Origin of the sequence: Bacillus sp. GBSW19 (assembly GCF_002998655.1) — a bacterium.
In the GTDB taxonomy this organism is placed as follows: domain Bacteria; phylum Bacillota; class Bacilli; order Bacillales; family Bacillaceae; genus Bacillus.
In genome coordinates this window covers 1,165,800-1,189,394 of sequence record NZ_PVRF01000001.1, presented here as the reverse complement: position 1 = coordinate 1,189,394, position 23,595 = coordinate 1,165,800, and the positions used below count along the sequence as shown (strand labels likewise).

The window sequence follows — 23,595 nt, the reverse complement described above, 5'->3', positions numbered from 1 at the left end:
GTCGAACTTGTAATATATTTGTCATAAAGTTGTAATGTAACGTTTTGTAAGAGTCAATCGACAAAAATAAGTGAACGGAGGGGTTTCCTATGCATGAAACCTTTCAAAAAATATATGATTCGTACCATCAAGATTTGTACCAGTTTTTATTTTATATGGTTAAAGATAAAAATCAGGCAGAGGATCTCGTTCAGGAGGTTTACATCCGGGTACTTCACTCATATAAAACTTTTGAAGGAAGAAGCAGCGAGAAAACATGGCTGTTTTCAATTGCGAGGCATGTGGCGATTGATTGGTTTCGCAAACAGCAAACCATTAGACAACGGGTACTCGGCACGTTTGATTGGGATAAGCAGGATGTAAAGGACCCAGACTTGCTCCCAGACGAACTGGCTGTACAGGATGAAAATGTAAAAGAAATCTATGCCGCACTTGATCATTGCACGATTGATCAACGAGCTGTCATCATTTTAAGATTTATCCAGGGCTACTCAATCATGGAGACGGCAAAGGCGCTAAAGTTCTCGGAAAGCAAAGTCAAAACAACGCAGCACCGAGGCCTGAAAGTGCTCCGAAAACATATGGAGCTTTTGAAGGAGGAGCTAGTGAATGAAAACGAACAGGTCCGATTGGAGCGAAGAACGAATCAAGGTGTTACTAAGTCAGCTTCCAAAGGTGGAGGACAACCGTTCATCTAAGCAGATATACCAGCAGATGCTGATGGCAAGCGGGCAGAAAAAGAAAAGTGCCAAATGGATCGGTCCAGCGGTCGCAACCGTTGTGGTTTTATTTATGGCGTTTTTGATTTCTCCTCATTTATTTCAGCCGGCTGCTCAAGATCATCATAAGCAAGTGGAAACAAGTGCTGACAAAAGTCAGGTGAACGCCACATTAGAGGCGGTCAAACAGACTGATGGGCCCTCACACGTTGTTTCTCGTAAGCAGCAGCAAAAGTATATGACCATTGCATACATAGATGAATCAACCTCTCAGGTAGTTCCAATTAGCATTGAAAAAGAGGATGAGTATGATCATTTGCAGGAAATGATGAACACATATGAGCAGGTGCAGCTGCCTGAAATGACAAAACCTCTTCAATCTTATATTGATATGGTAGATCTTCGAGAAAAAGGAGATACACTCATCTTTCAGTTAAAAAATGATTTGTCCCTCGATACGTTAAAAGAAGCCAACCGGTTTAAAGATATGGTAAAAGAAACGCTAAAATGGAGTAAGTATAAGCAGGTACAGGTCAAGACATCCAAAGGTTCTCAACTTCAATTAGGAGCAAATGGCCGCATTGGAACAATGTCGATTGAGAAACAAACAAAGCACGCTTATTATATTTTAGACAACAAAAGCGGGACTTTTTTAGTGCCTTCAAAAACCCATTATTCTTCGTATGAAGATGCGGTAGAGGCCATGAAGCGGACAAGTGATGCCGGACTTGATCCATTAATTAAAGATGAATCGATTAAAGAAGTGACGACTAAAGGAAAACATGTGACTATCACATTTGGAGCATCAGCGCAATTATCGGACTCAAATGATCATATTCTACTCATTGAAGGTCTGCTGCTCTCAGCGAAAGATTTTGGTTTTACAGAGGTCACCATTCAACAGGCGGGGGCAGATCAAGTTGGTCCATATGAATTAGAAGAACCCATAGAGGTGCCGGCTCTGCCGAATCCAGTTGTTATAAGAGACCGTTAAAGGACGCAAGAAATTGCGTTCTTTTTTGATGTATAGAAAATAGCTTCCTTGCTGTATACTAAGCTGTCATAAAAAGAACCTCAAAGAAGGGGAGTCACTGATGAAAAGGTATTGCTTCATATGTGCCAGCTGTTTTTTGCTGTTGATCTTTTCGCCTTTTGCTCATGCACAGAAAACAAGCGAATGGGTGGAGCCGATAAAAGGAGAAGTCACGGATTTGTTTGGGACAAGAGGTGGCTCGCACAAGGGATTAGATATAGCTGCGCCTGAAGGAGAATCCATATTTGCTGCAAGTGAAGGTGTGGTCTCGCGTTCGTATGTATCTGCTACATATGGAGAGGTTGTGTTTATCCAGCATCCAAATGGATATGAAACCGTCTATGCACATTTACACGAGCGTTTTGTTAAAAAAGGTGACCATGTAGAAGCAGGGCAGCCGATCGGCATTATCGGCAACACAGGGGCTTCTAGAGGCACTCATTTGCATTTTGAGGTGCACAAGGGTAATTGGTCAGTCAGTAAAGAAGATGCGGTAGATCCACTCACAATCATTGCGATGGATCGTTTCCAAGAGCCGGCTCTTCATGTAAACGGGCAAGAAAAAAATACATATCTCATTAAACAAGGAGATACCCTTTGGTCGATTGCAAAGGCGCACGAGATGACTGTGGAACAATTGAAAAAAATCAATGAGCTTACTACTCATCTCATCCGAACGGGAGACCGTTTAATGATTTCAACAAAATAAACCTCATGCAAATGCATGAGGTTTAACATTATTTTTTATAGGTCGATCAGACGGACAGAAAGTATATCTTGCACTTCGGTTAATTCTTTGACAATTTCGTCCTCAAGATGTTTGTCGAAAGAAAGCATCATGATGGCTTCGCCGCCTTTTTCTTTACGTCCTACTTGCATTGTCGCAATGTTGACATCATGGTCGCCTAATATTTGTCCAACCTTTCCAATCACACCAGGTGCATCTGTATGCTGGATGTAGACAAGGTGTCCATCTGGATAAAAATCAATATTAAATCCATTAATGGAAACAACGCGTTCTCCTAAATGCGGGATGTAGGTTGCTTTTAGAGTAAAGGTTGAAAGGTCACCTTTGACTTCAATAGAAATGCTGTTTTCGTAACCAGATTCGCTGGAAGAAATTTTTTCACTAAAGCTAATGCCGCGTTCTTTTGCCACCATCCCAGCATTTACTTCATTTACAGTCGAATCGACGCGTTCTTTTAAAAAGCCTGACAGGAGACTTTTTGTAATAAAGGAGGTTTCGAGTTTTGAAATAGAGCCTTCGTAAGAGATGCTTACTTCTTTTACAGGTTCTCTCATTGATTGAGAGACAAGACGTCCGAGCTTTCCTGCAAACTGATGATAAGGCTGAATCTTTTTGAACTCGTCTTTTGTCATCGCTGGTAGATTAATAGATGACATGACAGGGAGTCCTTTTGCAAATTGAAGTACTTCTTCAGAAACTTGCGCCGCTACATTTAATTGTGCTTCCTTTGTCGATGCGCCAAGATGCGGAGTCGCAATGACGAGCGGATGGTCTACAAGCGGATTATCAGTAGGAGGTTCTACCTCAAATACATCGAGTGCAGCTCCTGCAACATGGCCGTTTTCAAGCGCTTCAAGAAGGTCACGCTCGTCAATAATACCGCCGCGCGCACAGTTCACTAGGCGAACGCCTTTTTTTGTTTTTGCAATTGTTTCTTTATTGAGAAGCCCTCTTGTTTCTTTTGTTAATGGGGTATGTACAGTGATAATATCTGATACTTCGAGTACTTCATCAAGTGACTTGGCATTGACACCAATTTTTTCTGCACGTTCTTTTGTGAGAAATGGATCAAATACGTTTACCGTCATGCCAAATGCTCTTGCACGCTGGGCGATTTCGCTTCCGATTCTGCCAAGTCCAACAATCCCAAGAGATTTTCCATAAAGCTCAGCACCAACATATGCGCCTCTGTTCCATTCTTTTGATTTCACAGAAATATTGGCTTGTGGAATATGACGCATGAGCGAAGAGATCATGGCAAATGTATGCTCAGCTGTGGAGATCGTATTACCGTTTGGTGCATTGATGACAATGACGCCATGCTTGGTCGCTTCATCAATATCAATATTGTCTACTCCCACACCGGCACGGCCGACAATTTTTAATGAAGACATTTTTTCATAAAGCTCTTTGGTCACTTTCGTAGCACTTCTGACAAGTAAGGCATCAAATGTGTGTAATTCATCTTCTGCTTCTGTTACATTTTTTTGGACAATTTCAACAAAATCTGATTCTAAAAGTGGTAAAAGACCATCATTGCTCATTTTATCTGAGACTAATACTCGAAACATCGTAAGATTTCCTCCTAAAATAAACGTCATAAATATCTGATAATTTACCATATTCCTTTTCACTGTGTCAATCAAATTAAAGCAGTAAAGCGAAAAAGAAAACACGAACATTTATTGGTATCTTTATAAAGAATGGACACCTTTAAACAAAAGATAACCAATTTTTGCGCATTTGTCATTATAATTTTTAAGTTTTTTACGATTTCTTAAAACTGATGAAATTGCTCAGGATTTTTATCTGTACAAATGCTCATATATCATATATAATGATGTCGAATTGAATAATGATCAATCTTCGGGGCAGGGTGCAATTCCCTACCGGCGGTGATGAGCATAGTCTCTAAGCCCGCGAGCCTTTTTTGGCAGGATTCGGTGTGATTCCGAAGCCGACAGTATAGTCTGGATGGGAGAAGATGGAGGTTCGTAAACGTTGAAAACATGGTTTTTCACACGTTTATTTGTCTAGCCCAAATTCCCCGCTCCTGTTTTCATGAGCGGTTTTTTTGCGGCTGAAATTGAACAATCCTCTTTTCGAAAGATTTGATCGAAAAGGAGAGAGAATATTGAATCAAAGTAAAGTAAAACGTTTAGTCGTCACCAGTATGCTCAGCAGTATTTCGTTCGTGTTAATTTTATTGGATTTCCCTTTCCCAGGGCTTCCAGCGTATTTGAAAATTGATTTCAGTGATATACCAGCCATTATTGCGATTTTAATTTATGGGCCGGGTGCAGGAATTGCCGTTGAGGCATTAAAAAATGTTCTGCATTATCTCATTCAAGGCAGTATGTCTGGTGTTCCAGTTGGGCAAGTCGCGAACTTCATTGCAGGCACATTATTCATCTTACCAGTTGCCTTTATGTTCAAAAAAATTAAATCAGCAAAAGGGATGGCATGGTCAATGATCATGGGTACATTACTGATGACTGTGATGATGAGCATTTTAAATTACTTCTTATTCCTGCCAGCTTACACATGGTTTTTAAACGCACCTGAACTATCTGATCATGCTCTCAAGACGACCATTACAGCAGGGATCTTACCTTTTAACTTTATTAAAGGAATGATCATTACCATCGTGTTTAGCTTCATTTTTGTGAAAATGCGTCCATGGTTTGAAAATAAACGCCGACTTCAAAATAGTTAATATAAAAAAAGCCCCTGCATAAGGGGCTTTTATACTATTCATGCTTAAGTGGGTCACCCTCGAAAGATTCGTCCGCAACTTTGATTGAGTCAGTTGGACATCCTTCAAATGCATCAAGCATATCTTCTTCAAGTACTTCTGGAACTTCTACAGTCCCTTGGTTGTCGTCAAGCGTAACAAATGCAATGCCTTCATCATCATAATCATAAATGTCTGGAGCAGCTGCACCGCATGCGCCGCAAGCAATACATGTGTCTTTGTCTACAATTGTATATTTTGCCATGTTAAAAAATACCTCCCAGATAGTTCGATGGAACACATGGTTTAACCTTTTTAGTTTCACCGATAAAAAACAATTTCCTCAAACCTTATTGTAATGATTTTAAATTCACATTTCAACTGTAAAGTGATTGAGAATGCTTATCACATAAGGGTTTGTTCATAACTTTCCCCCATAAATTGAGTTTAAACATTTCTTCTTGTATGAAATCTGTTAAAATAAAGGGAGAAAATATTCGAATTTTGTCAGGAAGACAGGTGCTTTGATGAATGACTCTTCATTATTTGGATGTCATGTTAATGGACAGCGTATATAAATTGAACGGCGAACGCTCCATTAGTGCTGTCTACCATCTTTTTAAAGGAAAAAAATCATCACAAACCATACAGGATGCCAGCTTGTTTGAGCTTTCCAGGTACTTCGGCTGTTACCCGGGGTTTACGAGGGATCAGCTGAATCGTTCTGCTTTAAAGCTTGAAGAGAAGCACTACATTAGAAAAAACGATGAGACATTCAGCATCACTGAAGCAGGGCAGCGAATGCTAAACCAGCATTTTTCTGAAAAACCGATGCCCGCTTATTTTCATGGTGCCAAATATCACGATAAAGCAAAGATGCTATGGATGAGGCTCTCTTTACTTGTACAAGTGCTTTCTCACTATATGGCTGGATCGCATCAATATGTTCCAATACAAAGAGATGTCTCGGTTCAAAGCTGGACGAAATCTTTCTTGAAACAGCATCAGCAGAAAAGCAAGCTTTCAGAAGATCTGCATCATGAACTAGAAAAGCTCCTTGTTTGTTTAAGCGATCAAGAGGCACTGATTTTTGTTTATTCATTGACCTCAAATGAACGAATCGGGCGTACGTATCAGCAAATGGCGGAGTGGATGAAAGAAGATGTGTGGTATGTGTACCTGCTTTTTTGGAATGTACTCCATTATTTTATTCAATCTGCCCAAAAAGGTGAGGCACCGATTTTGCAGCAGCTCGTAGGTGACCTTGAATTCAAACGCGTGTTAACAACTTCTACCCATAAAACACTTGAGCTTGTCCAAAAAGGATTTGATATTGAACAGATTGCTCACATTCGTTCACTAAAAAAGGCAACGATCGAAGATCATATCGTGGAGCTGTCGATACATGAGCCAAGCTTTTCAATAGATCCGTATGTGAGTATAGAAGAGCAGCGCGCGATCCTTACTGTAGCCAGGGAGCTTCAAACAAATAAAATGAAGCTGATTAAAGAAAAACTCGAGCATCCATTTACTTATTTTCAAATACGATTGGCACTGACAAGGATGGTGAAAGCAAATGGATAAGCTTCATCAGACGCTCATGCGATACTTTGGCCACGACACATTTAAAGTGGGTCAAGAGGACATTATTCAAAGTGTACTGCATCAAAAAGATACGGTTGCCATGCTGCCTACTGGCGGAGGGAAGTCACTTTGCTATCAAATTCCCGGTTATATGACAGAAGGATTAGTTCTGATTATTTCGCCTCTTTTATCGCTTATGGAGGATCAAGTCGAACGAATGAAAATGCGCGGAGAAAAACGAGTGGCGGCGCTTAACAGCACATTGTCTTTTCAGGAGAGACGACATATCATTCGGCATTTGCCATCATATAAATTTTTATTCGTCGCACCTGAGGCATTAATGTCAGAAGTGCTGCTAGAACAGCTCAAGTCGATGCATATTGGTCTGTTTGTCGTCGATGAAGCGCATTGTATATCAGAATGGGGGCATGATTTCCGTCCTGAATATTCAAAGCTGGGAGAATGGAGAGAAGCGTTAGGTCATCCTGTTGCTTTAGCTCTTACAGCTACAGCAACGAAACAAACGCTAAAAGATACAGTGCAAACGCTAAGATTACAGCATCCTGACTTTCATATTCATTCCGTCAACCGCCCGAACATTGCCTTCGTCAAAGAAGCGCACGAATCGAAAGAAGCAAAAGAGAAACGGGCCATTGAGCTTGCGGACTTCCTGCAAGGACCAGGTCTTATTTATTGCCCGACCCGGCAAATGACAGAAGAGCTTGCACTCTGGATGAAACAAAAAACCAATCAGCGTGTTGAGTTTTATCATGGCGGAATGGATGCAGGAGACCGTATGCTCATTCAGCAGCAATTTATCAGCGGTCAGCTTGATCTCATTTGCTGCACGAGTGCTTTTGGCATGGGAATTGATAAAGCGGATATCCGATTTGTCATTCATATGAGCCCGCCGCAATCGATTGAAGCATTTATGCAAGAGATTGGAAGAGCGGGAAGGGACGGGAAAAACAGTGTGAGCATTCTTTTATATACAGAAGAGGATGCAGATATTCAGCAACACTTGATCCAAGCAGAAGGATTTGACGATCCAGAAATTGATTTCTACTTAGCACAGCTCACACAAATGCAGACAAATGATGAAAAAAAATTACGTGAACGATTAATGGAAACAGGGCTTCAGGAGACCCGTGCAAGAATGCTGACGCATTATTACATGATGCATGAGTCCGAACAGCGCCCGGCAATCCTCATGAATCTAAAAGAAAAATTGCAGGACAGACAAACAGAAAAGCTGAGAAAAGTGTGGCAATTTAAAGAGCGGATCATGGGTCATGACTGCTTTAGACAATCTCTGTTATCATACTTTCACGAACAGCTTAATCAAACAGAGCACGCGTCCTCTGATCATTGCTGCTCTTCTTGCGGACTTGACCTGTCTGATTATGAAAAAAAAGATCAATCATTGGAGCTGAATGAAATGAAACACTGGAAGACCGTGCTGGATCGTATGTTTCATCTGACAAAAGAGGCGCAGCATTGATTGAACAACATCGTCGAATCATTGAAAAATTAACCGATCGACAAGTCGTAGAACAGCTGTATTTCACGCAGCTCCTCATGCTTATCGTTTCTTTTTTACTAGGCATATTTATGTTCGATCAATGGACGGATTTTACAGCACTTTGGCAGATTCATGATATGCGCATTCTGACATATGGAATTGGCGGTGCTTTGCTCGTCATCATTGTGGATGCGATTTTCATGAAGGTGTTTCCCGCTCATATGTATGATGATGGCGGTTTAAATGAAAAGATGTTCAAAAACCGAAGCATCCCGCATATTGTTTGGTTAGCACTACTTATCGCCTTTTCAGAGGAAATACTATTTCGCGGAATCGTTCAACAGCAATTTGGGCTGGAGATTGCCAGCATCGTGTTTGCGCTTCTTCACTTTCGCTATTTATCAAAAATACTCTTGTTTATCCTCGTGGTTTCCATTAGTATTTTTTTAGGACTTTTATACGAGTGGACAGAGAATTTATTTGTTCCTGTCATGACTCATTTTGTCATTGACTTAGTCTTTGCTTGTCAAATTCGTTTGAAATATAAGGGGAGGGATGAACATGGAAGAAATGTCGAGAATGCAGAGAAAGAAGGAGCAGCTGACAAACAACCATGACGACGATGTAGAGGAAATTCTTGAAGAAAAAGTACATCCTTCTGATGACTCTCACTTTCCTACACGAGAAGACTTTCATGAATATAAGAAGCAGCGCACGAAAAAAGTGCGCAATCCTTTGTTTACGACATTGGCTATTATCTTTCCTATCATCGTCATCACTGTTTTCTTTCTATTGATCTATTACACATCAAAGGAAATCAACGATAATAACAATCAAGGTGTATACATCGATAAAACCTCAAGTGCTGACACAGACCCAGTTCCGTCAGCACTTGTCGAAACAAAAAATGACGCTAGCGATGATAAAGCGGATGCGTCTGATGAAGAGAAGAAAAAGAAAGATGAAGAAAAAGAAAAGCAGCGATCAAAAGAAAAAGCAGAGCAGAAGAAAAAAGAAAAAGCTGCTAAAGAGAAAGAAGAGCGTGAAAAAGCCGCAGCTGCGAAAAAGCGTGAACAGCAGCAGCTCGCACTGCAAAAACAACAAGAAGAGAAAAAACGAAAAGAAGCCGAAGAGAAAAAGAAGCAGGAAAAAAAGCCGGTTCGTGTCGTACAGCACACTGTGGGCCCAGAGGAAAACCTGTATCGAATCTCGATGAAATATTACAAAAACCGATCGGGTGAAGAGAAAATTAAAGCCTATAATCATTTAAATGGGAGCAGTGTATACAGTGGTCAAGTACTCAACATTCCATTGGAAAACTAATTACCTGACATGATCGAATGAAAAAGCACATACATATGTAGAAAAAAGGGACAGGGTGTATGTGATGACATTGCACGTAATCAGCCGCTATATGGATCAGCCGACACAGAAAATGATGGAAACGTTGATCAAAAGAAAGCACAAATATGAGGGCTTTGCTAAGCAGTGCAAAAGATGGCAATGGACAGCCCTATTGTCGCTGGCGATTCTTTTGTTTTATTTTGTAATAACGGCAAATAAGGGAGGCTCTCTTCAGCCGGAAGCGATGATTGCAACACTGCTTGGTCATGAGATCTTTCTATTTTGGATAATGGCTGAGGTGTTTGCTTTTTACGCATCTTATTACTATAAGAAAAAAGAGGAAAAGGCTGAGGATGAATATCATCGGCTTAGATGTGAGATTATACAAAAAAGCACAGACTTATGGCCGCAATCAGACCAGTGGAAAGAGCGTGAAGCGGTTTTTCACTATATGCAGAAGCAATATGACATTAATCTCTATTATGAAAGTAAATAAATGTGTAAAAAGACGTTTTAATAGTTGAAACGTCTTTTTTCATTCAAGCGTCTTATGAACGAAACATATGCAAGGGAGCCATTTATGATGAAATATGCGATCGGATTTACTGCCGCCATTGCGGCTGTTACAACAGGTGTGTGTGTAACGGCAAAAATGGTGAAAACGGCAAAACAAAACAACATCAAAAAGCATTACTTTACAATAGAAGCGCTTCAATCAGATCGACCAGCAGTGATTTTCTTTATTTCTGATACACACCGGCGTCTTATTAGTGACTCATTATTAGCAGAAGTCACACAAGAAGAACCAGATGTCATTATGGTAGGCGGGGACTTAGCAGAAAAAGGTGTACCCTACGCCAGGATTGAAGAAAATGTGAAACGTTTATCAAGAATTGCGCCCGTTTATTTTGTTTGGGGAAATAATGATCATGAGCTGCACCAGCAGAAGTTTAAAGAGATACTTCATGCATATGATGTCACGACTCTGCAAAATGAAACGGCTGTGTGGGATTTCGAAGGCCAGCCAATCAAAGTTGGAGGTATCGATGATATTCGGCTTGAAAAGGCGGATTATGAAGCGATACGGCCTGAGTTTGTGAAAGATGAAGTGAATATTCTCTTATCACACAACCCAGATGTACATCATTTGATGAGTGAAGAAGAGGGAATCGACCTTGTTCTGAGCGGTCATACGCATGGAGGTCAGATCCGAATCGGAAAATTTGGTCCGTATGAAAAAGGAAGAACAGGTCAGGTCAAAGGCGCGTTTTTTCTCATTAGTAATGGCTATGGAACAACAAAGATTCCAATGCGTCTCGGGGCAGAACCAGAAACCCATCTGATCTATTTAATGCCTGTAAAAACGCGATGACTTGCTGCACCCTCAATATTTTCCATAAAAGTCACCGTAAGCATAGCTTCATGCTTGTCTTCCGTCTTGACACAGTGTAAACTGAATACAAAATTAAGAACCTATGACTCATCATCTCATATACTACAGTATGATGTGTGTTTAGAAGAGGCAGGAGGGAACGTTATGCGACTGGAGCGTCTGAATTATAATAAAATCAAAATTTTTCTCACACTAGATGACCTGACAGACCGGGGTCTTACGAAAGAAGACCTTTGGAAAGATTCGTTCAAAGTCCATCAGCTGTTTAAAGACATGATGAACGAGGCGAATCAGGAGCTCGGTTTTGAAGCGAGTGGACCGATTGCTGTTGAAGTATTTTCTCTTCAGGCGCAGGGGATGGTCGTCATTGTCACAAAGAGTCAGCAGGAAGATGCTGATGATGATGAGTTTGATGAAGATTACATTGAGATGCAAGTCAAGCTCGACGAGAGTAATCATGTGCTCTATCAATTTGCCTCGTTTGAAGATGTGATTCAACTGTCCCATAGTTTAAGTCGTATTGGACTTTTAGGGGGTACAGTTTACCATTATGAAGGTCAATATTTTCTCAGCCTAGATGATTTTGAAGAACTGTCAGCTGATACAGTCATTTCCATTTTAGCGGAGTTTGGTTCTCCTACGACATTAACGATTCATCGGCTAAAAGAATATGGAAAAGTGATCATGCAAGATGATGCAGTGAAAACGATTCAAATGTATTTTTAATCACTTTTTTCTATTATATTTAATACTGTTGTGATGAAACAACAGTATTTTTTATATTCTTTTTTATATTTATAAACGCTGATATTTTATTTTGATAAAAAACGTTTTTTACCTTTGCTTTACCAGTACGAAGGTGTATACTATTGCTTGAAAGGGAGCAGTAGATCATGAAAGATTTCTAGGGGGTTTATTTTAATGGCAGCCGATCAAAACGCCGCTCATAACGCAGAAGATAAGCTAGATGTTTTAAAGTCAACTCAAACCGTCATACATAAAGCGCTAGACAAATTAGGGTATCCGCAAGAAGTGTATGAATTGCTGAAGGAGCCAATTCGTCTATTAACGGTCAAAATTCCAGTACGGATGGATGATGGATCAGTGAAAATTTTCACTGGTTACCGCGCACAGCACAATGATGCTGTCGGACCGACAAAAGGCGGCATTCGTTTCCACCCAAACGTTACTGAAAAAGAAGTAAAAGCGCTTTCAATTTGGATGAGTTTAAAATGTGGTATTGTGGATCTTCCTTATGGCGGAGGAAAAGGCGGTATTATCTGTGATCCAAGAGAAATGTCATTTAGAGAGCTTGAAAAACTAAGCCGCGGCTATGTTCGCGCAATCAGTCAAATCGTTGGTCCAACAAAAGATGTACCAGCACCAGATGTGTTTACAAACTCTCAAATTATGGCATGGATGATGGACGAATATTCTAGAATTGATGAATTTAACTCGCCAGGATTTATTACAGGAAAACCAATTGTTCTTGGAGGGTCACACGGACGTGATACTGCAACAGCAAAAGGTGTGACGATCTGCATCAAAGAAGCGGCGAAGAAAAAAGGAATTGACATCAACGGGGCTCGTGTTGTCGTACAGGGATTCGGAAATGCAGGAAGCTACTTGGCTAAATTCATGTATGATGCCGGAGCAAAAATCGTAGGGATTTCAGATGCTTACGGCGGATTATACGATGAAGATGGTCTTGATATTGACTACTTGCTAGACCGGCGCGACAGCTTTGGAACCGTGACTAAATTATTTAACGATACCATTACAAACCAAGAGCTGCTTGAGCTTGATTGTGATATCTTAGTACCTGCAGCCATTGAGAACCAAATCACTGAAGATAACGCGGCAAACATTAAAGCCAAAATTGTCGTAGAAGCAGCAAATGGTCCAACGACACTTGAAGGAACAAAAATTCTTTCAGATCGTGGAGTACTGCTTGTCCCAGACGTACTTGCGAGTGCGGGTGGTGTAACGGTTTCTTACTTTGAATGGGTGCAGAATAACCAAGGGTTCTACTGGACTGAAGAGGAAGTCGAAACTCGTTTAGAAGATATGATGGTGAAATCATTTAATAATATTTATGAAATGGCGCAAAACCGCCGCATCGATATGCGTCTTGCTGCATATATGGTCGGCGTACGTAAAATGGCTGAAGCTTCTCGATTCAGAGGCTGGATTTAAGCGGCTTATTTGCATCGCGCCTTAAAATCTCCTATCCTTAAATAGGAGATTTTTTTATGGAATGGAACAAATCATCAAACAGCTAGCAGTTGTTATTGTATTGAAACGACAGGAGTGGAACAAATGAAACAAGAAAAAGCGATCATAATAGGAGGCGGCCCATGCGGGCTATCAGCTGCCATCGCGTTCAAGCAAATCGGAATTGATGCACTTGTCATTGAAAAGGGGAATGTCGTTAACAGTATTTATCATTACCCAACACATCAAACCTTTTTCAGTACAAGTGAAAAGCTTGAGATTGGTGATGTCGCTTTTATTACTGAAAATCGCAAGCCCGTTCGTATCCAGGCGCTTTCTTATTACCGAGAAGTAGTCAGACGAAAAAGCCTGCGTGTGCATGCCTTTGAAAAAGTAACCGCTGTGACGAAAAAAGATGGCTGTTTTACCGTGAGCACATCAAAAGACGACTATTCATGTGATTATGTCGTGATTGCTACTGGTTACTATGATCATCCAAACTATATGAACGTCAAAGGAGAAGACCTTCCTCATGTGTATCATTATTTTAAAGAAGGACACCCATACTTTGATAAAGATGTGACGGTGATCGGCGGGAAAAACTCAAGTGTCGATGCAGCGCTAGAACTTGTGAAATGCGGAAGCAGAGTCACTGTGCTGTATCGAGGAACTGAATATTCGTCTAGCATCAAACCTTGGATTTTACCAGAGTTTGAAGCGCTTGTGCGGAATGGAACCATCCGAATGGAGTTTGGAGCGCAGGTGAAGGAAATCACAGAAGAAGAGGTGATTTTTACAAACCAGCAAGATCAAACGGAGCGAGTGAAAAGTGATTATGTTTTTGCCATGACAGGCTATCATCCAGATCATTCTTTCTTAGAAAAAATGGGTGTGACAATTGATCAAGAATCAGGCCGTCCAGCATTTGATGAACAGACGATGGAGACAAACGTAGAAGGTATTTTCATTGCAGGAGTCATTGCAGCTGGAAATAATGCCAATGAAATTTTCATTGAAAATGGAAGGTTTCATGGGGGGCTTATTGCAGAAGAAATCAACAAAAGAATGAACGGATAAAAAAAGAACTGGATCCTTCTGAGGGATTCGGTTCTTTTTGATATAAAATGGGATTATATAGAAGAATATTTTCATAAAAATGGGCTCGAGTCATATAAAAAAAGGGTAAATCATGGTACGATAATGAAGGATAATGTAGGGAAAGAGGTCTGGTTATGATCGCAATCATCTCAGCAGGTTTAGCTCCCGGCATCGCACTTTTAAGTTATTTTTATTTGAAAGATCAGTACGACAATGAGCCGGTTCACATGGTCATCAGATCTTTTATGCTAGGCGTTATACTTGTGTTTCCAACCATGTTTATTCAATATGTCCTTCAAGAGGAGCATATTGCAACGAACCCTATCTTGATTTCATTTGTGACGTCAGGTTTTTTAGAAGAATCTTTAAAATGGTTTATTTTAATGGTCAGCGTCTATGCGCATGCCCAGTTTGACGAACACTATGATGGGATTGTATATGGAACAAGTGTCTCACTTGGTTTCGCAACACTTGAAAATATTCTTTACTTGGTCGGGCATGGGGTTGAATATGCGTTCACCCGTGCTTTATTACCCGTCTCAAGTCACGCTTTATTCGGTGTTGTGATGGGGTTTTATATTGGGAAAGCCCGTTTCTCTGCAAAAAAAGAGCAAGTGAAATGGTTGATCCTATCTTTAACGCTCCCAGTACTTTTTCACGGCTTATATGATTTTATTCTTCTTGGCATGAGAAATTGGGGATATATTATGCTGCCATTCATGATTTTTTTATGGTGGTTTGGCCTGCGGAAAGCAAAAAAGGCTCGTTCCGTGAAAATGGTGCAAATTTAATGTGGAAAACGTCCTATCAGTTGATAGGGCGTTTTTTTTGTCTTTTCATCCAATTCACTCCTGTGATGAATGTATAAAAATAGGGATCGGAAGAAATATATATTCAAACATCAAAAGTACAGGAGGATCAAATATGGACAAAGCTCGTTTCATGAAACAAATCGTCCTTATCTTCTCAATCGTTCTACTCGCAGCTTCACTGATGTCAGCTGAAAAAAGTGAAGCCTTCACCAGTCAAGTCATCCAGCGAGGTGCAACAGGAGAAGATGTAGTCGAGCTGCAAGCACGGCTCCAATATAATGGCTTTTACAATGGCAAAATTGATGGTGTATATGGCTGGGGGACGTACTGGGCCGTTCGCAACTTTCAAAGCCAATATGGTGTAAAGAAGGTCGATGGACTTGTAGGTAAACAAACAAAAAGCCTATTAGTTCAAAAGACAAAATACTATAAAGACTTTGTTCAGCAGCAGCTGCAAAAGGGGAATGAGTTTACCCATTATGGCGGGAAACCTCTTGATCAGCAAACAAAAGCTTCTGCGAAAAGAAGCTCACAAAAAAAGACAGCTCAAGGGGCAAAAGAGAATCAAAAAAGTCAAAGCGGAGGAAGCGGGACATCTGGAAAGACTGGGAATCAGTCAGGCAATCAGCAAGCAAACCAAACACCGAAACAAACGGCAGCCAACATGCCAGGTGGTTTTTCTAGTAATGATATTCAGCTCTTATCACAAGCTGTTTATAGCGAAGCAAGAGGCGAGCCGTATGAAGGTCAGGTGGCGATCGCTGCGGTTATCTTAAACCGATTGAACAACCCGACTTTTCCAAATACGATCGCAGGTGTTATTTTTGAACCGCTTGCGTTTACAGCTGTGGCGGATGGTCAATTTTATATGTCGCCAAATGACACTGCTAAAAAGGCTGTGTTTGATGCCATTAACGGCTGGGACCCGTCTGAGAGCGCCGTCTATTACTTTAATCCTGATACAGCAACCAGTCCATGGATTTGGGGAAGACCACAAATTAAACGAATCGGGAAACATATTTTCTGCGAATAAAAAGAGGTGTAAATAAATGATCAGAGGAATATTGATTGCCATTTTAGGAATTGCTGTCATCTCAACAGGTTATTGGGGCTATAAAGAGCATCAAGAAAAAGACGCAGTGCTGCTGCACGCAGAGAACAACTATCAAAGGGCTTTTCACGATTTAACATACCAAGTGGATCAGCTGCACGACAAACTTGGGGCAACGCTTGCGATGAACAGCCAAACGTCGATTTCACCAGCACTTGCAGATGTATGGAGAATGTCATCAGAAGCACATAACAATGTGAGTCAGCTTCCGCTCACATTAATGCCTTTTAACAAAACGGAAGAATTTTTGGCGAATGTCGGAGACTTTAGCTACAAATCATCAGTCAAATCCTTATCAGATGAACCATTAAACAAAAATACGCACAAAACCATTACGTCTTTATATCATCAAGCGGCTGATATCCAAAACGAACTGAGACAAGTACAGCACCTTGTCCTCAATAAAAATTTAAAATGGATGGATGTTGAAATGGCGCTTGCTGATGGCGACCGAAAGAATGATAACACCATCATTGACGGGTTGAAAACAGTCGAGAGAAATGCAGATGCATTTGCGGATGTCAATCTCGGTCCGACAAATGTGTCGACAGAATCAGAAATACGTGGCTACAATCATTTAAAAGGGAAAAAGATCTCAAAGAAAGAAGCGATACGCATTGCCCAGCAATTCGCACCTGATCATAATCAACATTTTAAGGTCAGAAAAAGCGGAAGCAAAACCAATCGAGATGTGTACAGCTTATCGATGTCAGATCCTGATAGTAAAGCGAATTTCTATTTAGACTTGACTGAAAAAGGAGGGCACCCAGTCTACCTTCTTCAAAATCGAGACGTAAAAAAACAGAAAATCAGTTTAAATGATGCATCAGAAAAAGCACTCAGCTTCTTAAAGAAGCAAGGATTTGATGCAGAGTCGTTCCATTTAGATGAAAGCGCGCAATTTGATAATATCGGTGTATTTACCTATGTACCTCTTCAAAAAAATGTACTGCTTTATCCAGATAGTATACGCATGAAGGTCGCATTAGATGATGGTGAGGTGGTTGGATTTTCAGCGAAAGACTATTTAACGAATCATAAAACAAGAGACATAAAAGCACCTAAAATCTCACAAAAAGAAGCGAAGAAAACATTGAATCAGCATGTAAAAATCGAAGATTCTCATGTAGCGATTGTTCAAAATGATATGTCAGAGGAAGTTTTGTGCTATGAGTTCCTCGGAACTATTAAGAACGATACGTACCGAATGTTCATTAATGCGGATACTGGAAAAGAAGAACGAGTAGATAAACTAAAAAACGCAGAACCTATATATAAAGACCTATAGAAAAGGAAGCGAGGAAAAGGCGACTAAGCCTTTTCCTTTTGTTTTATACATGGTTTAATATAGGAGAGGATATGATTTCACAGATGAAAAGAGTGATGAGGAATGTTACAAATAGGGGATGCAATCACAATTGAATACGTCAATGAGAACAAAGAAGTGAAAATTGCAAAATCGAAAGTTTTGGAAAATAATAACGATGATATTTGCATTAATTATCCAGCTGATAAAGAAACGGGCCGCACGATCTATTTAAACCAGCAAACAGAAATCACCGTTTTCTTTTTCGATGAAAATCAAATTCCATACAAATGTACAAGCGAAGTCATCGGAAAGAGGAAAGAAGATATTCCGATGATTGTCATTTCCATTCCGCCAAAAGAAGAAATGATTCGGCTTCAGCGCAGAGAATACCTGAGAGTCGATACAATGGTCAAAGCGGCGATCACGCAAACGGATGAAGAAGCCTTTGACACGTTTATTGTCAATATGAGTGCTGGCGGCTTAGCAATTGCTGTTCCTGAAGGTGTCTCATTGAAAGAATACGGAGAAGTGGTCACAGAGTTTGAACTTCCGCTGAAAGAGCCTGTGAAAATTAAAGCGGTTGCAGAGATGAATCGAGTATATCAAGATGAGCAGACTGGCAAAACAAGAGCGATCATGGAGTTTTCTGAGATTACAAATGACCACCAGCAGCACATTATGAAGTACTGCTTCCAGCAGCAGCTTTTAACACGGGTAAAAAAAGCATAAGAATAAAGGATGTTAAAAGCTTCCATACTAGAGGTGAAAGAATCTAGCGTGGAGGCTTTTTGTATGAAGACAATGGAAAGATGGTTATTGAAAGCGGTGCTCATTCAGCTTGTCTTATTATTAGCCGTTCAGATCACACTTCATTTGACAAAAGGAGAACTCTTTTTGTCAAAAGTCGTGCAATACGAGGGTGTAAATAACATGAGCATTGAAGATTGGATCGAAACGTTTAAGCAGAAGGATTGATAGAAAATTCCCCCGTTTGAGCGGTGATCGTGTTACAATTCATAAGGGAGATTCAATCAAGGAGAGGTATTATGAAAAAGAAATTATCTATCGCAATTGACGGTCCTGCTGCAGCAGGAAAAAGCACTGTGGCAAAAATTGTCGCAGCAAAAAAATCATATATCTATATCGATACAGGTGCCATGTACCGCGCGATTACACTTGCGGCACTTAATCATGGTGTAGACCTTGAGGACGAAACAGCACTTGATGCATTACTAAAAAAAACTGTGATTGATCTGGTCTCAACGGACGAGGGTCAAAAAGTTCATCTAGACAATACCGATGTCACAGAGGATATTCGCACAGACCGCGTGAGCAACCAAGTATCGGTTGTCGCAAAGCACAGAGCTGTTCGGGAAGAAATGGTCCGCAGGCAGCAAGAGCTTGGTCAAAAAGGCGGTGTCGTTATGGACGGAAGAGACATAGGTACGCACGTTCTTCCAGATGCCGAAGTGAAAATTTTCTTGCTTGCATCAGTAGAAGAAAGAGCAAAACGCCGTTTTGAAGAGAATCAGAAAAAAGGCTACGATGTCAATTACGATCAGCTGATCGAAGAGATTGCAAGACGTGACAAACTTGATTCTGAGCGCGAAGTTTCGCCACTTAAGAAAGCGGATGACGCCATTGAAATTGACACAACTTCTCTTTCCATTCAAGAGGTAGCAGGTAAAATTTTAGATGCAGCAGACCGCGTGGAGAAACAGTAAGAAATTTTAGAAAACTTTAATAAGTTAGAGGTTTATCTCTTGACAAACAAGGTCTTTTATTAGAAGTTTATACTAATACTATTTTTATTGATCATTCAAGCAATTATATTGATTTGAATGTTTCTTTAATACATATTCGGCTGGTAATCATCATGCTTAAGACACATATTCGCCCAGTCGTTTTAACTAAGCTGTGTAGGTTTGGACCAAGGAGGTTATCGAAATGACAGAGGAAATGAATCAAATCGATGTTCAGGTACCAGAGGTTGGAGATGTAGTGAAAGGGATTGTTTCTAAAGTTGAGGACAAGCATGTCAATGTAGATATCGTCAATGTGAAACAGCCTGGGATTATCCCAATCAGTGAATTATCAAGTCTTCACGTTGAAAAAGCATCAGATGTCGTGAAAGATGGCGACGAGTTAGAGCTTAAAGTAACAAAAGTCGAAGACGATGCTTTGATTTTATCGAAACGTGCTGTTGATGCAGACCGCGCTTGGGAAGACCTAGAGAAAAAGTTTGAGACAAAAGAAGTATTTGAAGCTGAAGTAAAAGACGTTGTAAAAGGTGGTCTTGTCGTAGATATTGGTGTGCGTGGATTTATTCCTGCATCTCTTGTAGAAGCGCACTATGTAGAGGACTTCTCAGACTACAAAGGTAAAACACTCTCACTTGTCGTGGTCGAACTTGACCGCGAAAAAAATCGTGTGATTCTCTCGCACCGTGCAGTAGTGGAGCAAGAGCAATTAGACAAAAAGCAAGACTTCCTGCAAAAGCTTGAAGTAGGCAGTGTGATTGATGGTAAAGTGCAGCGCCTTACTGATTTTGGTGCATTTGTAGACATTGGCGGCATTGATGGATTGGTTCACATTTCTCAACTATCCCATGCGCATGTTGAAAAGCCATCTGACGTAGTGGAAGAAGGCCAGGAAGTCCAGGTCAAAGTACTTGCTGTTGATCGTGATAACGAACGTATCTCACTATCTATTAAAGAAACATTACCAGGACCTTGGAGCCAGATTGGTGAAAAGGTAAAACAAGGTGATGTGCTTGAAGGAACTGTTCAACGTCTTGTGAGCTTTGGTGCATTTGTTGAAATTCTGCCAGGCGTCGAAGGACTTGTGCATATTTCCCAAATCTCTCATAAACATATCGGTACACCGCAAGAAGTCCTTGAAGAAGGGCAGACTGTGAAAGTGAAAGTGCTTGATGTGAATGAAGATGAAGAGCGCATTTCATTAAGCATCCGTGATTTAGAAGAAAATCCTGAAAAACAAATCGAAGAGAATTATCGTCAATATCAGGCGAAAGAAGAAAACACAAGCGGATTCCAGCTTGGTGACCTGATCGGCGATAAGCTTAATAAATTAAAATAATTTGGTGATCAAAATTGACGAGAGCAGAAAGAAAGAAGCAGCATATTGAACATGCCTTGTCCACTGGACAGCATGCAGCAACAGGTTTAAAAGATGTTTCCTTCGTTCACGTCGGTCTACCAGATCTTGCGACATCACAAATTGATACACATACGACAATTGGCGGACTGACTTTCGGTTCGCCAATTTTTATCAATGCAATGACTGGCGGGGGCGGAAAGTCGACCTATGAGATCAACCGCTCTTTATCGATCGCAGCGAAGGAAACGAATATTCCGGTGGCAGTTGGATCACAAATGGCTGCACTGAAAGATAAAGAAGAAAGACGTACATATGAAGTTGTTCGAAAAGTCAATCCTGATGGAATTGTGTTTGCGAACTTAGGCAGTGAAGCATCGATTAAGCAAGCGGAGGAAGCAGTCGAGATGCTGGAGGCCAATTTGCTCCAGATTCATTTAAATGTGATCCAAGAGATCGTCATGCCTGAAGGAGACCGTGATTTCAGGGGGGCGCTTGAGCGCATCGCAGCCATCGCTGAATCAGTTGGTGTGCCTGTTGTCGTAAAAGAAGTCGGATTTGGCATGAGCAAGGAAACGGCAAAAAAGTTATTTCATGCTGGAGTTGCGGCCGTTGATGTAGGAGGATTTGGTGGTACGAACTTTTCAAAGATCGAAAATCTTCGCCGCCAAAAAGCGCTTCATTATTTTGACCAGTGGGGGATTCCAACAGCAGCGAGTCTTGCTGAAGTACATACAAGTTTTCCAGATCAAACGGTTTTAGCCTCCGGAGGTATACAAGACGCCCTTGATGTAACAAAATCAATTGCTCTTGGCGCATCCGCTGCTGGTCTAGCTGGCTTTTTCTTAAAATCACTGACTGGCGGAGGGGAGAGCGGCCTCATCGCTGATATCATAGATCTTCAAGAAGATGTGAAGATGATGATGACAGTGCTTGGCGTGAAGACCATTGAAGAACTGAGAAAAACCCAGGTTGTCATTTCCGGGGAAACAAGTCATTGGCTCAAAGAAAGAGGCATCGACACAACGTACTATAGTTTAAGATCAAAGAAGAAAAAGGACTAAAATCAAGTTTAGCCCTTAAACATCTAAGGCATGTGGTCATCACATGCCTTTTTTTATTGATTTCTTCTTCGTGCGCTATCTGGACCTTCTAATGCTGTTGCCCCTTTATGATGAATGGATTGATCACGGTCAGATTCCACTCTTTTTGATGCCTTTAATCGTTTTTCCTGTCTATCTTTTCCCATCATGCATCCCTCCTCAATTATTAGAGTGTCACCTCTTGTTTATTTCATACAATGTCCAAAGCGATCCCTTACGTTTAAAAATTGGGGATTTTCCCATAATGTAATTGAGGTGATGAGACGTTGGAGGCTTTGTACTATTATTGGTCCATATGGTTCGTTTGGATTATGGTGACATTTATTATGGAAAAAAGCTCATGGCGCAGTATGCTAGGCGTTTGTGTCCTCGTCCATATTATATGTAGTCATTTCATGGTATCCATGTTTGATATGAGCCTCAATGCGGGGTACTTGATGACCTTTTTATATGCATGTGCAGGTTTCGTTATATTCCGGTCTGGCCATCAAATGATGAGAATCATGCAATTAGGCTCTATGGTGAGCGCATATGCCTTTTTTATGATTTTTGCATTATATGACCCGGTTTGGTTCACGCTAATAAAAGTGGATTGGGTCGTATTTGCCTTGCTGATCTTGATGTCTTTGACATATGGACATCATTTCACAGAACGAGTCACCCTATGGATGATGTCTGTATGTCTTGGCGAAGCCCTTTATGCGCTGACGATTCACCGCCTGACATCACCGATTGTCATAGGAGATCTCTCTTTTCTGTCCCTTGTTGTTCAAGGGTCCATCTTCCTATTAGGTGTCGATCAGCTTGAAAAGCTCTTGAACGCCCGTTCATCAAGAAAACCAGTAAAAGGGGCTGCAAAATCAACATGACGGATTATACGTTTCCTGTGATTATTGGTGTCATCTTTGGGATGGCGGCCAGACTTTATATGTTAAGAACAGATTACCGGCAATACCCCACGTATATTCATGGACAAGTGATTCATATTGCGCTTGGTTTTATCGCTTCAGGACTTGGTGCGATCATTATGCCTGCACTCATTCAGGAGGAATTTACGGCGATTACCTTTCTCACGCTGGCGGCCACGCAATTCCGAGATGTCCGCAATATGGAAAGAAATACGTTAACTCAAATGGATTCATATGAGCTAGTCTCAAGAGGCAGTACATATATAGAAGGCATTGCCATTGCCTTTGAAAGCCGGAATTATATTGCGATTCTCACGGCACTGATTACGACCACAGCCTGTATTTTCTTCTCGCTCGTTATTGGGACAGTGGTCGGTATTCTTTGTTTTTTCTTGGCAAAGCTATTAATGTCTGGCAGCCAATTAAAGGATATTGTCAATATACAAAAAGGAGAGCTTCGCTTTGATGGGGCAGGGCTTTATGTGAATGATATTTACATCATGAATATCGGACTGCCCGAAAAGCAAAAGCTCATTTTAGAGCATGGGATGGGCTTTATTTTGACGCCGAAAAATTTCAACTCAGCCACAACGATTGCCAATCTTGGGCAGCGGCAAGCCATTTTATTTGATTTATCCAACGTACTTGGTGTGTATCGCGACTCTGGTGAACCATCGCTCTGTCCGCTCGCAAAACGTGATCTAAATAACGGCACACTTGGCGTGTTCATTTTACCGCAATGGTATCGTGAAGATTTGGCTGTCCGTGTATTGGAAGAAGTGCCTATTTTAGAAAATGCCATCAGAATGCCGACAGAGTTCATAAAAAAGAAAGTGAGGTAATAGA

General features: G+C 40.8%; 26 protein-coding genes and 1 riboswitch. Of the genes, 23 read left to right on the top strand and 3 right to left on the bottom strand.

The features are described from left to right. Positions 1-89: 89 nt before the first annotated feature. The 3 genes from sigX to C6344_RS06270 all read left to right on the top strand — a co-directional run bounded on the left by sigX (position 90) and on the right by C6344_RS06270 (position 2,461). Positions 90-698: an RNA polymerase sigma factor SigX gene (sigX, locus tag C6344_RS06280; RefSeq protein WP_034318821.1), complete on the top strand. Its 609-nt coding sequence runs from the start codon at positions 90-92 to the stop codon at positions 696-698. Beyond that, entirely contained in the window at positions 610-1,713 is a 1,104-nt protein-coding gene (locus tag C6344_RS06275; RefSeq protein ID WP_106031048.1) for a sigma X negative regulator, read from the top strand. Before sigX ends, C6344_RS06275 begins: the two co-directional genes overlap by 89 nt. 100 nt (positions 1,714-1,813) lie before the next feature. Beyond that, positions 1,814-2,461, top strand: a complete 648-nt coding sequence (locus C6344_RS06270) for a M23 family metallopeptidase (protein WP_034661114.1) — start codon at positions 1,814-1,816, stop codon at positions 2,459-2,461. Positions 2,462-2,496: 35 nt separating this feature from the next. Here the strand turns inward: C6344_RS06270 and serA are convergent, their stop codons facing one another. After that, a complete protein-coding gene (serA, locus tag C6344_RS06265) occupies positions 2,497-4,071 on the bottom strand; it encodes a phosphoglycerate dehydrogenase (protein ID WP_106036832.1) in 1,575 nt (524 codons plus the stop codon). A gap of 287 nt (positions 4,072-4,358) precedes the next feature. After that, a riboswitch (FMN riboswitch) is annotated at positions 4,359-4,490 on the top strand. 144 nt (positions 4,491-4,634) lie between these two features. Between serA and fmnP the strand changes: the two genes are divergently transcribed. Next, a complete protein-coding gene (gene fmnP, locus C6344_RS06260; RefSeq protein ID WP_106036831.1) occupies positions 4,635-5,216 on the top strand; it encodes a riboflavin transporter FmnP in 582 nt (193 codons plus the stop codon). Between the two features lie 34 nt (positions 5,217-5,250). Here fmnP and C6344_RS06255 read toward each other — a convergent pair whose 3' ends face one another. Continuing rightward, a complete protein-coding gene (locus C6344_RS06255; protein ID WP_003215700.1) occupies positions 5,251-5,499 on the bottom strand; it encodes a ferredoxin in 249 nt (82 codons plus the stop codon). Between the two features lie 266 nt (positions 5,500-5,765). Between C6344_RS06255 and C6344_RS06250 the strand changes: the two genes are divergently transcribed. The 17 genes from C6344_RS06250 (at position 5,766) to fni (ending at position 21,802) form a co-directional block, all read left to right on the top strand. Continuing rightward, positions 5,766-6,818 (top strand): YpbB family protein, encoded by a 1,053-nt coding sequence (locus C6344_RS06250; RefSeq protein ID WP_060596756.1) that lies wholly within the window; start codon positions 5,766-5,768, stop codon positions 6,816-6,818. Further along, positions 6,811-8,319, top strand: a complete 1,509-nt coding sequence (locus C6344_RS06245; protein WP_060596755.1) for a RecQ family ATP-dependent DNA helicase — start codon at positions 6,811-6,813, stop codon at positions 8,317-8,319. The genes C6344_RS06250 and C6344_RS06245 overlap by 8 nt, the downstream gene beginning before the upstream one ends. Beyond that, complete coding sequence (locus C6344_RS06240) at positions 8,316-8,957, top strand: CPBP family intramembrane glutamic endopeptidase (protein ID WP_060596754.1); 642 nt, start codon at positions 8,316-8,318, stop codon at positions 8,955-8,957. The genes C6344_RS06245 and C6344_RS06240 overlap by 4 nt, the downstream gene beginning before the upstream one ends. Beyond that, on the top strand, positions 8,902-9,663 hold the full coding sequence (locus tag C6344_RS06235) for a LysM peptidoglycan-binding domain-containing protein (RefSeq protein WP_106039215.1): 762 nt from the start codon (positions 8,902-8,904) through the stop codon (positions 9,661-9,663). Before C6344_RS06240 ends, C6344_RS06235 begins: the two co-directional genes overlap by 56 nt. A gap of 64 nt (positions 9,664-9,727) precedes the next feature. Further along, positions 9,728-10,180, top strand: coding sequence for a DUF2663 family protein (locus tag C6344_RS06230; RefSeq protein WP_060596753.1), 453 nt, complete (start codon positions 9,728-9,730; stop codon positions 10,178-10,180). 87 nt (positions 10,181-10,267) lie between these two features. After that, on the top strand, positions 10,268-11,056 hold the full coding sequence (locus C6344_RS06225; protein WP_034661982.1) for a metallophosphoesterase: 789 nt from the start codon (positions 10,268-10,270) through the stop codon (positions 11,054-11,056). A 165-nt stretch (positions 11,057-11,221) separates the two neighbouring features. Then, positions 11,222-11,803, top strand: a complete 582-nt coding sequence (locus C6344_RS06220; protein WP_034661102.1) for a genetic competence negative regulator — start codon at positions 11,222-11,224, stop codon at positions 11,801-11,803. Between the two features lie 195 nt (positions 11,804-11,998). After that, on the top strand, positions 11,999-13,273 hold the full coding sequence (locus tag C6344_RS06215; RefSeq protein ID WP_007500982.1) for a Glu/Leu/Phe/Val family dehydrogenase: 1,275 nt from the start codon (positions 11,999-12,001) through the stop codon (positions 13,271-13,273). A gap of 123 nt (positions 13,274-13,396) precedes the next feature. Beyond that, entirely contained in the window at positions 13,397-14,368 is a 972-nt protein-coding gene (locus tag C6344_RS06210; RefSeq protein WP_034661101.1) for a YpdA family putative bacillithiol disulfide reductase, read from the top strand. Between the two features lie 155 nt (positions 14,369-14,523). Further along, positions 14,524-15,180 carry a glutamic-type intramembrane protease PrsW gene (gene prsW / locus C6344_RS06205; RefSeq protein ID WP_060596752.1) on the top strand — a complete coding sequence of 219 codons (657 nt, stop codon included), beginning with the start codon at positions 14,524-14,526 and terminating at the stop codon, positions 15,178-15,180. 133 nt (positions 15,181-15,313) lie between these two features. Beyond that, complete coding sequence (sleB, locus tag C6344_RS06200; RefSeq protein ID WP_060596751.1) at positions 15,314-16,234, top strand: spore cortex-lytic enzyme; 921 nt, start codon at positions 15,314-15,316, stop codon at positions 16,232-16,234. Between the two features lie 16 nt (positions 16,235-16,250). After that, the gene (ypeB, locus tag C6344_RS06195) at positions 16,251-17,600 is read left to right on the top strand and encodes a germination protein YpeB (RefSeq protein WP_106072830.1); all 1,350 of its coding nucleotides are present in this window, start codon (positions 16,251-16,253) and stop codon (positions 17,598-17,600) included. Positions 17,601-17,702: 102 nt separating this feature from the next. Next, entirely contained in the window at positions 17,703-18,350 is a 648-nt protein-coding gene (locus C6344_RS06190; protein ID WP_060596750.1) for a flagellar brake protein, read from the top strand. Between the two features lie 63 nt (positions 18,351-18,413). Further along, positions 18,414-18,596, top strand: a complete 183-nt coding sequence (locus tag C6344_RS06185) for a YpfB family protein (RefSeq protein WP_034661090.1) — start codon at positions 18,414-18,416, stop codon at positions 18,594-18,596. Between the two features lie 71 nt (positions 18,597-18,667). Next, the gene (gene cmk / locus C6344_RS06180; protein ID WP_034661088.1) at positions 18,668-19,345 is read left to right on the top strand and encodes a (d)CMP kinase; all 678 of its coding nucleotides are present in this window, start codon (positions 18,668-18,670) and stop codon (positions 19,343-19,345) included. 223 nt (positions 19,346-19,568) lie between these two features. Continuing rightward, the gene (rpsA, locus tag C6344_RS06175) at positions 19,569-20,720 is read left to right on the top strand and encodes a 30S ribosomal protein S1 (protein ID WP_034661087.1); all 1,152 of its coding nucleotides are present in this window, start codon (positions 19,569-19,571) and stop codon (positions 20,718-20,720) included. A 14-nt stretch (positions 20,721-20,734) separates the two neighbouring features. Continuing rightward, a complete protein-coding gene (gene fni / locus C6344_RS06170; protein WP_060596749.1) occupies positions 20,735-21,802 on the top strand; it encodes a type 2 isopentenyl-diphosphate Delta-isomerase in 1,068 nt (355 codons plus the stop codon). A gap of 53 nt (positions 21,803-21,855) precedes the next feature. Here the strand turns inward: fni and C6344_RS06165 are convergent, their stop codons facing one another. Next, positions 21,856-21,987 (bottom strand): YpzI family protein, encoded by a 132-nt coding sequence (locus C6344_RS06165; RefSeq protein WP_066030721.1) that lies wholly within the window; start codon positions 21,985-21,987, stop codon positions 21,856-21,858. Positions 21,988-22,107: 120 nt separating this feature from the next. Here C6344_RS06165 and C6344_RS06160 point away from each other — a divergent pair, with 120 nt between their 5' ends. Beyond that, positions 22,108-22,710 carry a YphA family membrane protein gene (locus C6344_RS06160; protein ID WP_223251089.1) on the top strand — a complete coding sequence of 201 codons (603 nt, stop codon included), beginning with the start codon at positions 22,108-22,110 and terminating at the stop codon, positions 22,708-22,710. Beyond that, positions 22,707-23,591 carry a YIEGIA family protein gene (locus C6344_RS06155; protein WP_034661083.1) on the top strand — a complete coding sequence of 295 codons (885 nt, stop codon included), beginning with the start codon at positions 22,707-22,709 and terminating at the stop codon, positions 23,589-23,591. Before C6344_RS06160 ends, C6344_RS06155 begins: the two co-directional genes overlap by 4 nt. Positions 23,592-23,595 lie beyond the last annotated feature (4 nt).

Coding starts and splice junctions, on each gene's coding strand:
- sleB (WP_060596751.1), top strand. CDS start 15,314: ATGGACAAAGCTCGTTTCATGAAACAAATCGTCCTTATCTTCTCAATC.
- C6344_RS06255 (WP_003215700.1), bottom strand. CDS start 5,499: ATGGCAAAATATACAATTGTAGACAAAGACACATGTATTGCTTGCGGC.
- rpsA (WP_034661087.1), top strand. CDS start 19,569: ATGACAGAGGAAATGAATCAAATCGATGTTCAGGTACCAGAGGTTGGA.
- C6344_RS06230 (WP_060596753.1), top strand. CDS start 9,728: ATGACATTGCACGTAATCAGCCGCTATATGGATCAGCCGACACAGAAA.
- C6344_RS06270 (WP_034661114.1), top strand. CDS start 1,814: ATGAAAAGGTATTGCTTCATATGTGCCAGCTGTTTTTTGCTGTTGATC.
- C6344_RS06210 (WP_034661101.1), top strand. CDS start 13,397: ATGAAACAAGAAAAAGCGATCATAATAGGAGGCGGCCCATGCGGGCTA.
- C6344_RS06275 (WP_106031048.1), top strand. CDS start 610: ATGAAAACGAACAGGTCCGATTGGAGCGAAGAACGAATCAAGGTGTTA.
- C6344_RS06250 (WP_060596756.1), top strand. CDS start 5,766: ATGACTCTTCATTATTTGGATGTCATGTTAATGGACAGCGTATATAAA.
- sigX (WP_034318821.1), top strand. CDS start 90: ATGCATGAAACCTTTCAAAAAATATATGATTCGTACCATCAAGATTTG.
- C6344_RS06215 (WP_007500982.1), top strand. CDS start 11,999: ATGGCAGCCGATCAAAACGCCGCTCATAACGCAGAAGATAAGCTAGAT.
- C6344_RS06245 (WP_060596755.1), top strand. CDS start 6,811: ATGGATAAGCTTCATCAGACGCTCATGCGATACTTTGGCCACGACACA.
- C6344_RS06225 (WP_034661982.1), top strand. CDS start 10,268: ATGAAATATGCGATCGGATTTACTGCCGCCATTGCGGCTGTTACAACA.
- cmk (WP_034661088.1), top strand. CDS start 18,668: ATGAAAAAGAAATTATCTATCGCAATTGACGGTCCTGCTGCAGCAGGA.
- ypeB (WP_106072830.1), top strand. CDS start 16,251: ATGATCAGAGGAATATTGATTGCCATTTTAGGAATTGCTGTCATCTCA.
- prsW (WP_060596752.1), top strand. CDS start 14,524: ATGATCGCAATCATCTCAGCAGGTTTAGCTCCCGGCATCGCACTTTTA.
- C6344_RS06155 (WP_034661083.1), top strand. CDS start 22,707: ATGACGGATTATACGTTTCCTGTGATTATTGGTGTCATCTTTGGGATG.
- C6344_RS06185 (WP_034661090.1), top strand. CDS start 18,414: ATGAAGACAATGGAAAGATGGTTATTGAAAGCGGTGCTCATTCAGCTT.
- C6344_RS06235 (WP_106039215.1), top strand. CDS start 8,902: ATGGAAGAAATGTCGAGAATGCAGAGAAAGAAGGAGCAGCTGACAAAC.
- C6344_RS06165 (WP_066030721.1), bottom strand. CDS start 21,987: ATGGGAAAAGATAGACAGGAAAAACGATTAAAGGCATCAAAAAGAGTG.
- C6344_RS06220 (WP_034661102.1), top strand. CDS start 11,222: ATGCGACTGGAGCGTCTGAATTATAATAAAATCAAAATTTTTCTCACA.
- serA (WP_106036832.1), bottom strand. CDS start 4,071: ATGTTTCGAGTATTAGTCTCAGATAAAATGAGCAATGATGGTCTTTTA.
- C6344_RS06190 (WP_060596750.1), top strand. CDS start 17,703: ATGTTACAAATAGGGGATGCAATCACAATTGAATACGTCAATGAGAAC.